The sequence below is a fragment of the Zhongshania sp. genome, assembly GCF_047636175.1.
Taxonomy (GTDB): domain Bacteria; phylum Pseudomonadota; class Gammaproteobacteria; order Pseudomonadales; family Spongiibacteraceae; genus Spongiibacter.
This window is the reverse complement of the sequence record NZ_JBLIKC010000004.1, coordinates 111,117-124,999: the sequence shown is the minus strand read 5'-3', so window position 1 is coordinate 124,999 and position 13,883 is coordinate 111,117. Positions and strand designations below refer to the sequence as shown.

Below are 13,883 nucleotides of genomic sequence, written 5' to 3'. Positions count from 1 at the left end.
CTGGGCTCGTCAGGTATTACTCGCAAGCTTTGGTAGTTCTTTTGGATAAAGGCGAGGTAGATAAAATACCGTTTGCCGAGTCTTACTCCAAGACCCACAATAGCGTCAAATTTAATAAAGACGACTTGGCGAGATCCGCTTCGCCAACTCAAAATCATTAAGCCGCTTATTCCGGCAACTGTATCTCTAAGGATTCAATCGTAGTGACCTCTAAAGATAGTAAACACGATCGTGCTGAGTTACAGCAGTTACATAAGCGTCATCACAACACCCTAGATGAAGGTCGTTCCGAGGCAGCAGCTAAGCGGCATAATAAAGGCTATCGCACTGCCCGCGAGAATCTGAGTGATTTGTGCGACGAGGGATCATTTATAGAGTATGGTCAGCTTGCCGTTGCTGCGCAGCGTGGCCGCATTGAAGAGCAAGAGCTAAGAACTAGTACGGCAGCAGACGGTGTTATTACCGGCACCGCCACAATCAATAGTGAGTTACACCCCGAAAGCTGTGACGTCGCCGTTATTATTAATGACTACTCGGTGCTCGCCGGTAGCCAAGGCTTTTTTCATCACCAGAAGCTCGATCGGATTTTAACCGTCGCCAAAGAGCAGCAATTGCCGGTGCTTATGTTCACAGAAGGCGGTGGCGGACGCCCCGGTGATACCGATGTCACCACCCAAATCGCAGGATTAAATATACTTTCCTTTGCCTTGTGGGCTGGTCTTAGTGGTGTGGTGCCGCGCATAGCGGTAGCCAATGGCTATTGTTTTGCTGGCAATGCGGCCCTGTTTGGCTGTGCCGATATTACTATAGCCACTCAAACCAGTTGGATCGGTATGGCCGGTCCTGCGATGATCGAAGGCGGGGGGCTTGGTGTCTTTAAGCCCACAGAAATTGGTCCTATCGAAGTACAGAGTAAAAACGGCGTAGTAGATATTGTCGTTAAAGACGAAGCCGAAGCCACGGCAATGGCAAAAAAAGTATTAGGTGTTTTTCAGGGCAGCATCGCGGACTGGCGCTGTGCGGATCAGCATACGCTGCAGCATTTATTGCCTGAAGATCGTCGCTACGCCTATCCGGTGCGCAATATTATTAATACCATCGCAGATACTGACTCTTTTATTGAGCTGCGAGAAAAGGATGGCCGCGGTATTGTTACCGGCTTTATTCGCATTGAAGGCAAGCCTATCGGCTTAATAGCTAACGACTGCAAAGTACTGGGAGGTGCTATTGATTCTGATGCCTCAGAAAAAGCCGCTCGTTTTATGCAGCTATGTAATGCGTATTCCGTCCCATTAGTCTCGCTTTGTGACACTCCCGGATTTATGGTGGGCCCCCGTAATGAAGAAGCCGCCGCGGTCAGAAGAATGTCACGTCTTTTTGTTGCTGGCGCAGCTATTGATGTACCTCTAGTTACCATTTTTCTACGAAAAGGATACGGTCTTGGAGCGATGGCCATGGCTGGCGGGAGTTTCGCCAAACCTAGTTACAGTGCGGCATGGCCCACTGGTGAATTTGGTGGTATGGGTTTAGAAGGTGCGGTGACCTTAGGCTTTAAAAAAGAACTCGACGCGGAACAAGATCCGGTGGCGAAAAAAGAGCTATTCAATAAACTTGTCGAAGAAATGTATGATGGGGGCAAAGCCACTGAAGCTGCCTCGTTCTTAGAGATCGATGCAGTGATTGACCCATCTCATACCCGAAAAGTCATTGCCAAGGCTATTAAGGCCGCTAGTAGGAAAATGCGGCCTCGTCTAGAGCGACGCTTTGTCGATACCTGGTAAACCGATTTTAATCACATATATTAAAAGGAATAACTATGAACGCGTCTCATGAAAATGATGAAGAACTTAGTCTATATCGCGATATGGTACAGCGCTTCTTAAATCAAGAAGTTCTCCCACACTACGAGCAGTGGGAAAAAGATCACATCATGCCCCGTGAGTTTTGGCGCACCATGGGCCAAGCGGGTATGTTGTTAGTAGATATGCCCCCAGAGTATGGGGCAGCTGGTGCCAGCTTTGCTGTCAGCCAGATGATTCAAGATGAAATGGGTTTATTGGGGCTGGCGGGCTTAGCCACTGGCTACAATATTCATGCGAATATTGTCGGGCCTTATATCTATAACTTGGGTACCACCGAGCAGCAAGAACAATGGCTGCCTCGTATGATTAGCGGTGATGTGGTTGGTGCACTGGCGATGACAGAGCCAGGAGCTGGCAGTGATTTGGCCGCACTGCGCACTAGCGCTATTCGCGACGGTGATGAGTATATTATTAATGGGTCAAAGATATTCATCAGCAACGGCATCCATGCCGACCTCGTTGTAGTGGCCGCTAAAACCGATCCTAAGGCTGGTGCTAAAGGCGTCTCTCTATTCCTTGTTGACGCTAGTCTACCCGGCTTTTCACGGGGCAGTAAAATCGAGAAAATTGGCCAACACAGCAGCGACACTGCCGAGTTATTCTTTAGTGATTTACGTGTGCCCGCCTCAGCGCTACTAGGCCAAGAAGGCAAGGGCTTTGCTCACATGATGCAAGAGCTGCCCAGAGAGCGCTTGGGTTGCGCCGTACTCGCCATAGGTAGCGCGCAAGGTGCACTTAATCTTACCTGCGACTATGTCAAAGAGCGCAAAGCCTTTGGTCAGAGCATTAGTCAGTTTCAAAATACGCGGTTTAAATTAGCTGAATTGAAAACCGAGTTGGAGCTGTGTAAAGCGATGTTTGATCAGCATATGGCGAAGTTTGCTGCCGGTACTATGACTGTCGAAGATGCCGCCATGATCAAGTATGCGACGACTGAAATGCAGGTGAAAATGGTGAACGAATGCCTGCAGTTATTTGGTGGCTATGGCTATACCGACGAATATCCTATCTCGCGTTTCTATCGCGATGCCCGCATTCAAACCATCTATGCTGGCACCTCAGAAATCATGAAGGAAGTAATAGCCCGTGGTATTTTGGGTCGTTAAAATTTCCCGGTTATATCTGAAGAGCGGTGGGTGCTGAGCTCGGGTCTTTGATAAGCGCAATGGGACAGCGATTTGTCGCTGTCCCATTGCCTGACATGCCGCTGTCATTTGCGTATTAAAGCGCTAGTAAGCGTTCCGACTTTGACGTTCCTTCGGCATGTGCAATTGGCGAAAGCGTATTGCCACAATACCAATAATGTAGACGTTTTTTGTGTCGATTCAGCAAATAATCGATATCAATAATAAATGATCAGTGGAGTAATCAATGTTGGATGTAAGTTCTGCGCGACTAACAAATGTTGCAGTACATCGAGTAGGCAGCAAAATACGCGAAGAAGGTATCAGCCTTGCAAATGAAGAATCAAATGTCAGTGATTCATTAGTTGAACTACTTTTTCAGAACTATCTTATCCCGCTTTCGAAGCAGCAAGAAATATATGACTTCTTCCACGAGTCTGATTTGTCTCTGAACGCGATGGCGGCTATCTCTGCAAAGATATTTGCCGAGCCAAGTACCTTTATTGAGCAGACCCAGGCTGTTGCAAAACATCTATATGCAAACTCAATGCATCAAAATATATCAGCTGGTGATCTTGTCTTCTTGCTTTTTTCGGGGGTGGAGATAGACGGAGTGGCGTCTAGTGCGTTTGCCGTTCTTAAAATCGAGAGCAAAGATGATTTTATTGAAATCACGGAATCTTCGAATTCTTTTGACATAATAGAGCGAAGTGGTATTTCCCTTAATAAGATACAAAAGGGAGTATTAATTTTGCCAAATTCGCAGGGGGTATTTGTCGTTGATAACCTTGGCAAGAAAACCAAGTACTGGATAGACTCTTTCCTTAAAGTCTCGCCAAGAGCAACATCAAAATCTTATGCCAAAATATGCGGTTCAATTTTAAAGGGCGTAAGCTCGAAACTTGATGATGCTCAAGATATTGCCGGATTGAATGAAAAAATCACTGAAAAGATTAACTCATCAGAGCTAACCTCAATCGCTGAGATAAAGGAAATATCTTCTCAATATATTGACAATGAATCGCTGGCAGAAGTGATGTCTGGCGTAGTAAGTGGCACCGGTATTGATATTTCAGATGACTATGAAATAAAGTCAAAAGATTTTGCTCGACAAGCAAAACCAATCACCCGCCGAGTTCGGGTCAGAGACGGCGTGGGAATGGTGATTAGTGATGCCAAGTATTCGGTGTCAGGGGTAACTATTCAAGATAACGACGACGGATTTCAGGCCATAGTCGACATAAAGGCGCGTAAAGAAAAATGAGGGCAGGTCTGCGCTAATAGATTGGCCTATAAGGGTGGTCCATAGCAATGTGGGCTATCCAAGTACAGGTTTGAATAGTCTGACCGTGATATTCTACCCGTAACTTAATTAACGCTCAGGAGCTACACTTTGCTCAAATTTGAAGTAATAGAACCGAAAGGCACAGCAGATGCGGCTGTGATTTGGCTGCACGGATTGGGTGCCAGCGGCCATGATTTTGTTCCAGTAGTGCCTCACCTCGGTTTGCCAGATAATCATGGTGTTCGTTTCGTTTTCCCCCATGCACCGGAGATACCCGTCACCATAAACGGCGGCATGGTGATGCCCGCATGGTACGACATACTCGCTATGTCGATAGAGCGCGAGATTGACATAGTGCAGATAGAATCATCTTCTGCTGCGGTGGGAGAATTAATTCAACGCGAACTGGATGCGGGTATAGCGAGTGAACGCATCGTGTTAGCGGGCTTTAGTCAGGGCGGTGCCGTGGTGTATCACGCCGCGCTTTCTTACCCCAAGACCTTGGCGGGTTTACTGACTATGTCTACGTATTTCGCTACCGCCAAGGAAGTAAAACTGGCGGAAGCGAACAAGGCCCTGCCTATTCACATCTTTCATGGCAGCCAGGACCCCATGGTTCCAGAAACGATGGGTCATACGGCTAATCAAATTCTGCAAAGCATGGGATTTAAACCCAACTATCGTAGTTATCCCATGCAGCACGAAGTCTGCGGTGAGGAGATTTCCGATATTGGAAACAGTCTTAAAGAGTGGTTGCAGCTGGCTTGAGCGAATGGCTAGACTGCGGTTGCAGAGAGCGCGGTTGCGGTAAAATGTAATCCGCTCTCTGTCGAATCGATCGTCAAATTACTGTTATTCAGTGCACTTCTAACTATGCCGCAGAGGCTTTTAGTAGTCGCCCCATCGGCTTAGTGGCAAGTTCGCTGCTAAAGGTATCGTTTTCCCAAGCGATATGACCGCCAATCATCACCAGCGGTACCACGCCGTCAGAGCGATTAACTAATTGCTCGTGATTATATTCCGTGCGGTGCTGGCGAATAACATTGGCCTCGCCGTCATAGTTGGCAAGCTGCGCCGGGTCTACCAGTATTAAATCAGCAATATCACCTTGGTTAATGGTGCCCGCTTTAACCCCAAATAAATCCGCAGCATCTTTCGTTAAGCGCTTCACGATATAAGTGATGTCTTGGTCGCCGCCGCTGGATGCTAACTTCAGGCTGCGCAAATTAACATCATAGAAGGCCATATTGGTTAGGTGCGCACCGCAGTCGTTAAAGCCCGGCATAAGTAAGGGGTTCATAAGCAATTCGCGGGTGGTCTCAGGATTGCGATTCGCGGTGACCGTGCTCCAGCTCAAATCAAGGTCGAAGGTCCTCAATAGCTGCAGCATAAAGTCTGCTTCATCGCTTACCCAAAAGAAGTCGCGGTTAATGATGTCTTGTTCTTGCTCACTAATGTCACTGGGGATATTACCGCTTTTAATTGCAATGATACGATCCAGCAAGTCTTGCATATTGAGACCAACCCAATGGTGAATCGGGCAGCCTTCTACGGTCATATCACTGAGCTTGCGGTTAAAGGCATAATCTTCAATATTCAGAATGCGTTTTAGTTTTGCTAAACCCCAGCCCTGCTTGCCTTTTAGCCACATCGCTCTAAAACGTTTGATGTATTCAGGATTGTTAAGAATACTAAGTCTGGCTGAACGATCTTCTAAATTGGTTTCGTTCAGCTGTCTCAGCTCGGGAATTTCTTCCGATAGTGGCGTTACTGCGCCGTCTGACCAAACCTTAAAGGGCGCACCCAGGGCTTGGAGGTGGAAGTCACCTTGGACCAGTTTGGAATTTAAAACCTTAGCCAGCAATTTTGCTAAACGTAATATTTTCCAGTTATTGGCAACGTCTAATGCCGCTACTACGGTGGTCCGCAATGGCCTTTTATGAAGCCGACCACTGGTTAATAAAAACGTTTTGATGGTGTTAATGGCGCTGTCTTTAGGTGGTGTTGCCTGCCATACGGCGCCGTGTTCACGCACCACTTGGGTGAGCTTTTTAATCTCGCCGTATTTAGCGAATTGAGTCGGTATGGTTTTTTCGCAATTGGGTTGATTGGCGAGATAGTGGAAGGGCAGGGCATCGGTCGAAAAGCCGGCGTAGCCTAGTTTGAGTGCGTCGCCGAGCTTGGTTTGCATGGTATGTAGCTCATTGTCACTGGGATTGCGGCTAATGCTGTTGTCAAAACCCATGGCGTCAATTCGAAGCATAGAGTGGGGGACTAAGGCGATCACGTTGGGTCCAAGGTTAAGCTGTTCCAAATGTTCCAAATAGGCTTTTGGTGAGTCCCAGGTGACCTTCTCTGCACAGCTGCGCAGAAAGGACTTAGGCAGATTTTCTACTCTAGCAAAGCAATCGACAATAGGGTCTATATCGCCACTGCGCTGATTCCCAAAAGCTAGGCCTAAACTGCAGTTAGCAATGACCACGCTGGTTGTGCCATGCCGTAGGGACTCGGGCAAGCCGGGAGCGAATTCCAGCTCTAGATCGTAGTGAGTATGAATATCGAAGAATCCCGGCATTAGCCATTTGCCAGTGCCATCAATCACTCGTCCCGCGTTTTCTGTGTCGAGATTATTGCCACGAGCAATTATTTTGCCGTCGGCAATGGCGATGTCTTCAATAATGGCGGGCTCACCATTATTGAAAATTTTGGCATTTTTTATCACGATATTGACTAGTGGTAATGAGCTCATGATTTGCTACCTATTATTTTATAAGTGGTCGAAATAGCTGGCGAGCATGACTGCACCTAATTGCAGGGTGGTCGCTTTCGATTGGCTGGGATTGCCAAAAACGTGGCGATGTACCAAACCTTCGGCCATGGCAAATAAATTAAACGCAACGCCGTTTGCATTTTTAATATTGAAGCTTTGTACGAATAATAATACGCGCTCGTCCAATAAGGTTTCTCCTTGGCCTAGAATTTCCGCCAGCCTTGGATCCAATGCCTTGCGCTGCTCTAATACTTGATGCAGCTCGGGCGCTTCCTCGTGGAAGGCGTAGATCAGCTCCAGCACATAGAGAAAAATAGCTTGGGTAGCGTCGGCTTTCACGCTGTTTTTTTGCGCTTTTTCACTCAGGGTAAATAATTCTTTTGCTGACGGCACTTGTTGGTAGAGATCTTCGATGCGCTGCTGTGCGATGACGCACAATATGTCTTCTTTATTATCGAAATACTGATAAAAGGTGCCGGTAGCCACGCCGGCGCAGTTAGCTATTGATTTGGCCGTGGTGTTGTCATAGCCGTATTCAACAAAGCACTTTTTTGCCGCGGCAATTAAAGCGGCGCGTTTTTGTTTGGCTCTAGTTTGGATAGGAAGTGCTTTCATCGCTAAGCTCAAATTGGATTATTTTGCCGTCTATTTAGCGTCTGCTGTTACCAATATAGCCAAAACTTGAACTGGAGGTCAAGTTCAGTTTTAATTGCCGTGCTTTAATATTGTTGTCAGTCATACATCATGGTGAGTCTGGAGTAGCGATGAGTTTCGAGAATGCAGGTAACTTACAAAACGATCTTGCCAGCTGGAAGGCCGGTGGAGAGTGGCTGAATTTATGTGGCCATCAAATATTTGTCAGATACACGGGCGATAGTCAATTGCCGGTGTTGCTGCTTATTCACGGGTTTCCAACCTCAAGTTGGGATTGGTCTGGTATTTGGGATGAGTTGAAACTTCGCTTTCGCTTGGTTGCCCTCGATATGTTGGGTTTTGGCTACTCTGACAAACCTAATGTGAGTACTTACTCTATTCACGGCCAGGCCGATATTGTAGAGGCGCTGGTGGCGGCTAAGTCCTTGGGCGAGTTCCATGTATTGGCCCATGATTACGGCGATACCGTCGCACAAGAGCTATTGGCCAGACAGCAAGAAGGCGTGGGTGCAGGGTGCTGGTTGTCGTGCTGTTTTTTAAATGGGGGCTTATTTCCAGAGACTCACCATGCCTTATTGACGCAAAAATTATTGCTAAGTCCGCTGGGTCCGCTGGTGAATAAATTGGCTGGTTTTAAGCAGTTTAGTGCCAATTTTAGCTCGGTATTTGGTCAGCAAACGAAACCGACGGCAGAGGAGTTGGCGATATTCTGGCAGCTAATTAACGAGAAAGACGGCAAACATATATTTCATAATTTAATTACCTATATGCGAGATCGTAAATTACATCGCGAGCGCTGGGTCACTGGCTTGCAAAAATCGACTATCCCTCTGGCGCTCATTAATGGCTCGGTCGACCCGGTTTCTGGCGCCCATATGGTCGCGCGTTATAAAGAGCTTAACTGCCGATTGGACTATCTTGGGGTGTTGGCGGAGATAGGGCATTATCCGCAGGTAGAGGATCCAGCGGGGGTCGCTATGCACTACAGCCGTTTTATCGATGCATAAATGATCATCAAAGTGACTGCTTGATAGAAACTAAAATGACGCGTTTCGTGCTGATCTCAGCATTGCTTATCTCGGCCGTACAAGCTTAATAATTGCTTTGAAGCGATTTACGATTAGCGACAATAAAATGAAAAAGCAGCCTACTAATTGGCTTGTGTTCATGGTTTCACTAAACCAAGCTATGGCAATTAGGGTCGTCCACAGTGGTTCCAATACCATAATAACGACGCCATGACTGTTGGCGGTGAGACTTTGCGCGTAGGTCTGAAGTAAGAAGCGCAGGGCCGTGCCAATAGTGGCTGAGAGCACAACCCAGCCCACTAATTCGGGCTGGAGATTGACGAAGGTGGGATGCCAGGGCTCAAGTATCGCCGATACAAGGCCAGTAATTATACCCGTGGTGGCTAGCACAATCGTCGTTAAGGCGAGCACCGGAACCTTGGTCTCTTTGATGCTTTCGCCATTTTTCCGTATCGACGATGGAACGTTGGTGACTCTGGTATTCAGGTTGAAATACAGAGCGAAGAAGGTGGCTGATGTCAGTAGTAGAATATGCGCAGTTTCTAACTTTAGAGCGCGATCCATGGGCGCGCTGAGCGACAGGAAACCAAGACCAAGCACGGCTACCGGCATTGCGAGCCAGGTGCTGCGGGGAATTGCTTCGCGAAATAGCACGCGAGCAATAATGGGAACCATCACCACACCTAAGCTGGCTAGAAAAGCGGCTTCCCCTACATGGCTTGCTTTGGCGAGCCCCGTGACCCAAAAGCACATAGCAACGCCAAACACCAAGCCCACCCGGGCGCTGTGAAGGCAGCCGGATAAGGCTAGCTTACCAAGCGCTTTGTAAGAGACACAGGCAAGTAACAAGCCTGCCAGAAAAAACCGCACTGACATAAATAATAGAGGTGGCATCTGTAATACGGCCTCCTTTGAAAACATCCAACTGATGGCGGCCAACAGGGTCACGAGCACAAGTATTAGGTCGGCTTTATAGGCGTTATTCAAAATTCTGGCCAGCTTGAAATGGGCCGCTAGTATAATCGTTTTCGAGGCTAATGTGCCTGAAAGGACTATGCTTTACCTTTGCCGAGCTAGCCGATGACTTAACTTAGTTGTGTCACTGCCTATTGTTTTCACCTGTCAATCGTCTGACTGCCGCCACCATTTCGGCAGCAACTGTTTTAATGCGGGCTTTCTATAGCGATCATCAATCAGTTCGATCACGCCGCGATCCTGTGGGGTGCGGATTAATCGCCCAGCTGCCTGTATCACCTTTTGTAGCCCGGGATACAGGTAGGTGTAACCGTATCCGTCGCCATAGCGCTGCTGTAGGCGCTCGCGCAAGACTTCATGCAGGTCGTCGTGTGGCGGCAGTCCCAGGGTGGCGACAAAGACGCCAATGAGCTTGTCACCAGGTAAGTCGATTCCCTCCGAGAATACCCCGCCGAGAACGGCAAAGCCGACGCTCGGCGTATTGTCGCTTACATCGGCAATAAATTGTTCGCGCGCGTCGGGCGTCATACCGGGTCTTTGCCTGAACGTTCTGATGTGGGCATGCTGTTTTGCAAAGCAATCATGAATTGCGTTTAGGTATTCAAAGCTGCTTAGGTAGACTAGGTAATTGCCTGGCGCGGTATGAAATTGTTTGCCAATACGTTCGCTAATCGGTGACAAGGAGTTTTGCCGCTGGCTTTGGCGGGTGCTGATACTGGTAATGATACGCAGATCAATTTGATCTTTGTGGAAGGGGCTTTCAATGTCCTTAAACACCGTATTTTCAGGCATGCCGAGCAAGTCACAATGATAGCCAGGAGGCGATAGCGTCGCCGAGAACAATACCGTGCTGCAGGCGTCGGTAAACCGGTCTTTAAGGTGGTCAGCCGGAATAAGATTGTCGATGCTGAGAATGGCGCTACCCGCTTTGACGCGGCCACCGGAACTGGCGAGTGAGTACTCCAATGTGCACAGCGAGTGTTCGCCAAATTTCTCTGCGAGTCTAAGAAAACGCAGAGCAGTAAATAGAACGTGCTGAACATCTGCGGCGGTGGGGTGGTCGCTAAGGTAGTCGGTGATCGCCGCAATTAGGCTATACAAGGCATTGTTAAGATCTTCCGGTACCGCGGGTAAAAAATAGCGACGCTTTTGCTCCCCATCTGCGCTTATGTCTGATTCTAAAAACGGTTTAATCATGTCTGACCATGCACTTTCTAAATCCGAAAGTGGCTTAAGCAAGGGCGCCGGCGCCTTGCTCATGGTGTAGAGCATTTCAGCTTCGCTGAGTGCGATGCTGTACATCCCTCGGGCGCGGTCTATTAGATTGTGGGCCTCGTCTACTAGTGGCATCACTCGCCATTCATTCTGTAGAGTCAGGCTGTAAAGAAGGGCGAAGTGATCGTAGTAGTGATTAACATCGCCAACTACGATGTCGCTCCATCGGGCCATTTCTTGGGCCAGGAAATACCGACAAATAGCGTGTCGGCGGGCGATCTCGCGCAGTGTCTGGTGATCCAGGAAACCCATCTCAACGGCTTCTTGGCGAGCACCATCTAAGCGGTCGAAAAAGCCCTTGGCCAAGGGACAAGAATCGCCGTGGCAGGCTTTGTCTGGGTGATCGCAAGCCGCCTCGCGCGATGACAACTCTAAAATACGAATAGGGATACTTTTGCTGCGTTTAGCGAGAATGACTCGAAGCCCCTCAAGACCGAGCTTTCTGCCGGTGTTGCGGCAGGTTAGAAAAAACAGACGATCCAGTTTGGCGTCTGGCATGGCGCGCATAGCCGGAAAAAGAACGCCGACCGTTTTGCCGATGCCAGTGGGCGCCTGCAGCAGCAGTGGTTTTTGGGACTTGGCGGCCTTGTATACCGTCTCAGATAAATCCCGCTGGCCAGTGCGGTAATTGTCGTGGGGGAATTCAAGAGTCGTCAGTGCTAGGTCTCGTTGCTGGCGATGTTGCTCTTCTTTATCTGCCCACAGTAGGTAGCGTTTGCAGAGCGCGCTTAGATAGTCCCAGAGCGTGTCTGCACTAAAGGTGCGATCGTCCGCCGTTTCAGTTTCGTCGCGGACCTCAAAATAAGTCAGTCGCAGGGTGATCGCGTCGCGCTTGTCGCGACGGCAGAGCAGGGCGCCATACACTTTAAGTTGAGCCCAGTGTAAGGCTCGGCGGCCCGGGCCAATACGATCGACATGGCCTCGATGGGTTTTTATTTCCTCCAAGAAGCAGTCTTGCTGGTGGGCATAGTAGCCATCGACTCGGCCACTGACCGCCACGTTTTCGCATAGCCCTTTCAGGGCGTACTCTGCGACATAGGGATCTGGCCGTCGTTGCTGCACCGTCATATGCCCGATGATGCCTTCTTCAGCGCTGGGCGCAGGCGTGTAGCGAAACTCTAGGCTCCCTGTTCGCGCGGCAAACTCGCATAGTGATCTAGCAGAAATATGCTTCATGAGCCCGGCTCCCAGACTACTTCGGCAATAGAGACTGGGAGCCCGGCCTCTAGCATGCTTTCAATCCACAAGCGCTGATGGTCTTGCAGCCGGTCGCCAGGACCTTTGACTTCGATAAGCTCATAGCTGCGTTGGTACTGGTCGAAAAATATCAGGTCGGGCATGCCCCTGCGATGATGTCGCAGGTCAGTGAGTAAATGCTGGAAGACGGTCTTCAGGTGGTCGGCAGGTATTAAATCTAGGGCTAGCTCAATCAGCTCTTGTTTTAATGCCGACCAGTGAATTAGGTTGCAGGCGATGCCCTGCTTTTCTTGCCAGCATTGCATAATCAGGGAGCGGTATTCCCTAGTGTCTAAGCTAGCCAGGCGTTGCTTAATTTGCGCGCTGCGCCGCCGGCCAAAATCGGGCCTGTATAGATCGGCCGGTCCCGATTGAAAGGGGTGAAAAAAGGCGCCAGGCAGTGGGGTGTAAAGTACGGGCCAGAACAGTAGTCCGAAAAGACCGGTAAATAGCCAGTTTTCGGTGTAAAAGCCGGTCACTGCAGGGCGGCTCGCCAGTGACTTTAGAACTGCAGCTTCCACCCGCAGGCCTGTATTTGCCAGTGTTAGTGTCTGACTGGGAATAGCCCTTTTGAGTGGCGCTTTACTAGCTATTCCCGACTTGCGGCGCAAGCGATGAGCGATACGAGCCAGATGTAATTGCGCCTCTGGGCGCTTGAGCAGCGCCGCCGCGTTTTCAAGTGTGTCTAGGGTGGCGCAGGTGTTGTCGTGGTCCTTTTCCAGTAAGCGAAAATACCGAACCTGAGCCTCATCAAGTGAGCTTTGCGCATAGAGAGCCATTGCTAGTGTGTTCTGGCCGCTGCGCTCGGCATTTTGTGCCAGCTGAAAGAGCAGACGCTGGCGACGATGTTCTAGCCATGAATTGTCTAGAGCGTCGGAGCAGAGTGGCAGAATGTCAGGTATAGCGACTTCATTGGCGAGATGCGAGTAGCAAGTGTGAATGGTGAGATACTGATCCACTTCTTGTCGATATCGAAAAGCTCGAGACTCGGGCTTAAATGCCACGGTCTCGTAGACCTGATGTCCCAGCTCTGCAAGTACAAACTCAGACCAGTCCTGATGCAGATTGCCAAAGAACATAAGTCGCACGCGGTCCATTAACGCGCCGCACTTTATGGCCACTAGGGTAAATGAGGCCTGAGGCCACCATTGTTTTAAAGACCGCGATAGCTCTTCCCTCGCCATCTCTAAAAGCTGGGGCAGCAGGTCGGTCTTGCGAGCCGATTTGGCGGGCGGGTGTTGTGTCGCAGTCAATAGTACTTGTAGCTCTTTGTGGCGGCTGTGTTGATACAGCTGCTGAACGTCAAGGCTAGGGGATTGATCGACGAAGCCTGCTGCTTCAAGCGCGTCTAGCGCCTCGTCCGTCGACGGAATTTCGTCATATTGAAGTGTATCCACCCGAAAAATATCGCCTTTGCGCATCACCATCCTTGCCAGTAGTGCTTGTGCGCTTAATGGCATACCCATTAGCGTGCTGAGGTGGTTGAGCTCTTCGGGCTGAAGTAAGTCGCAGTGATGACGGCTCACCCAGTGAATGACCGTGTGCAGATTTTCAAGATAGTACAGTGGGTTTTCCAGGGAGGCCCGGTTCAAAATAGAAGGTTGTGTATCGGCTTGCATTGAATATCCATCCGCAGTAGCGCGGAATAGGTACGATATATTGATCCATCAATAG

At 49.2% G+C, this 13,883-nt stretch carries 10 protein-coding genes; 5 read left to right on the top strand and 5 right to left on the bottom strand.

Annotated features, from left to right (window positions below; genetic code table 11):
• The first annotated feature begins 203 nt into the window (after positions 1-203).
• The 4 genes from ACI955_RS03425 (at position 204) to ACI955_RS03410 (ending at position 5,039) form a co-directional block, all read left to right on the top strand.
• Positions 204-1,781 (top strand): acyl-CoA carboxylase subunit beta, encoded by a 1,578-nt coding sequence (locus tag ACI955_RS03425; RefSeq protein ID WP_415242333.1) that lies wholly within the window; start codon positions 204-206, stop codon positions 1,779-1,781.
• Positions 1,782-1,816: 35 nt separating this feature from the next.
• Positions 1,817-2,968 carry an acyl-CoA dehydrogenase family protein gene (locus tag ACI955_RS03420; RefSeq protein ID WP_415242332.1) on the top strand — a complete coding sequence of 384 codons (1,152 nt, stop codon included), beginning with the start codon at positions 1,817-1,819 and terminating at the stop codon, positions 2,966-2,968.
• A 265-nt stretch (positions 2,969-3,233) separates the two neighbouring features.
• On the top strand, positions 3,234-4,250 hold the full coding sequence (locus tag ACI955_RS03415; RefSeq protein ID WP_415242331.1) for a nucleoid-associated protein: 1,017 nt from the start codon (positions 3,234-3,236) through the stop codon (positions 4,248-4,250).
• A gap of 129 nt (positions 4,251-4,379) precedes the next feature.
• The gene (locus ACI955_RS03410) at positions 4,380-5,039 is read left to right on the top strand and encodes an alpha/beta hydrolase (protein ID WP_415242330.1); all 660 of its coding nucleotides are present in this window, start codon (positions 4,380-4,382) and stop codon (positions 5,037-5,039) included.
• A gap of 103 nt (positions 5,040-5,142) precedes the next feature.
• Here the strand turns inward: ACI955_RS03410 and ACI955_RS03405 are convergent, their stop codons facing one another.
• Together ACI955_RS03405 and ACI955_RS03400 are read right to left on the bottom strand one after the other, a co-directional pair.
• Positions 5,143-7,020: an N-acyl-D-amino-acid deacylase family protein gene (locus ACI955_RS03405; RefSeq protein WP_415242329.1), complete on the bottom strand. Its 1,878-nt coding sequence runs from the start codon at positions 7,018-7,020 to the stop codon at positions 5,143-5,145.
• A gap of 18 nt (positions 7,021-7,038) precedes the next feature.
• Positions 7,039-7,656, bottom strand: coding sequence for a TetR/AcrR family transcriptional regulator (locus ACI955_RS03400; RefSeq protein WP_415242328.1), 618 nt, complete (start codon positions 7,654-7,656; stop codon positions 7,039-7,041).
• Between the two features lie 149 nt (positions 7,657-7,805).
• On the opposite strand from ACI955_RS03400, the gene ACI955_RS03395 reads away from it, so the two are divergent.
• Complete coding sequence (locus ACI955_RS03395) at positions 7,806-8,702, top strand: alpha/beta fold hydrolase (RefSeq protein WP_415242327.1); 897 nt, start codon at positions 7,806-7,808, stop codon at positions 8,700-8,702.
• Between the two features lie 66 nt (positions 8,703-8,768).
• On the opposite strand, the gene ACI955_RS03390 is transcribed toward ACI955_RS03395, so the two are convergent.
• From ACI955_RS03390 to ACI955_RS03380, 3 genes are all read right to left on the bottom strand, one after another.
• On the bottom strand, positions 8,769-9,710 hold the full coding sequence (locus tag ACI955_RS03390) for a DMT family transporter (protein ID WP_415242326.1): 942 nt from the start codon (positions 9,708-9,710) through the stop codon (positions 8,769-8,771).
• Positions 9,711-9,845: 135 nt separating this feature from the next.
• Positions 9,846-12,149 (bottom strand): helicase C-terminal domain-containing protein, encoded by a 2,304-nt coding sequence (locus ACI955_RS03385; protein WP_415242325.1) that lies wholly within the window; start codon positions 12,147-12,149, stop codon positions 9,846-9,848.
• On the bottom strand, positions 12,146-13,828 hold the full coding sequence (locus ACI955_RS03380; protein ID WP_415242324.1) for a VRR-NUC domain-containing protein: 1,683 nt from the start codon (positions 13,826-13,828) through the stop codon (positions 12,146-12,148). The genes ACI955_RS03385 and ACI955_RS03380 overlap by 4 nt, the downstream gene beginning before the upstream one ends.
• Between the last annotated feature and the right edge of the window lie 55 nt (positions 13,829-13,883).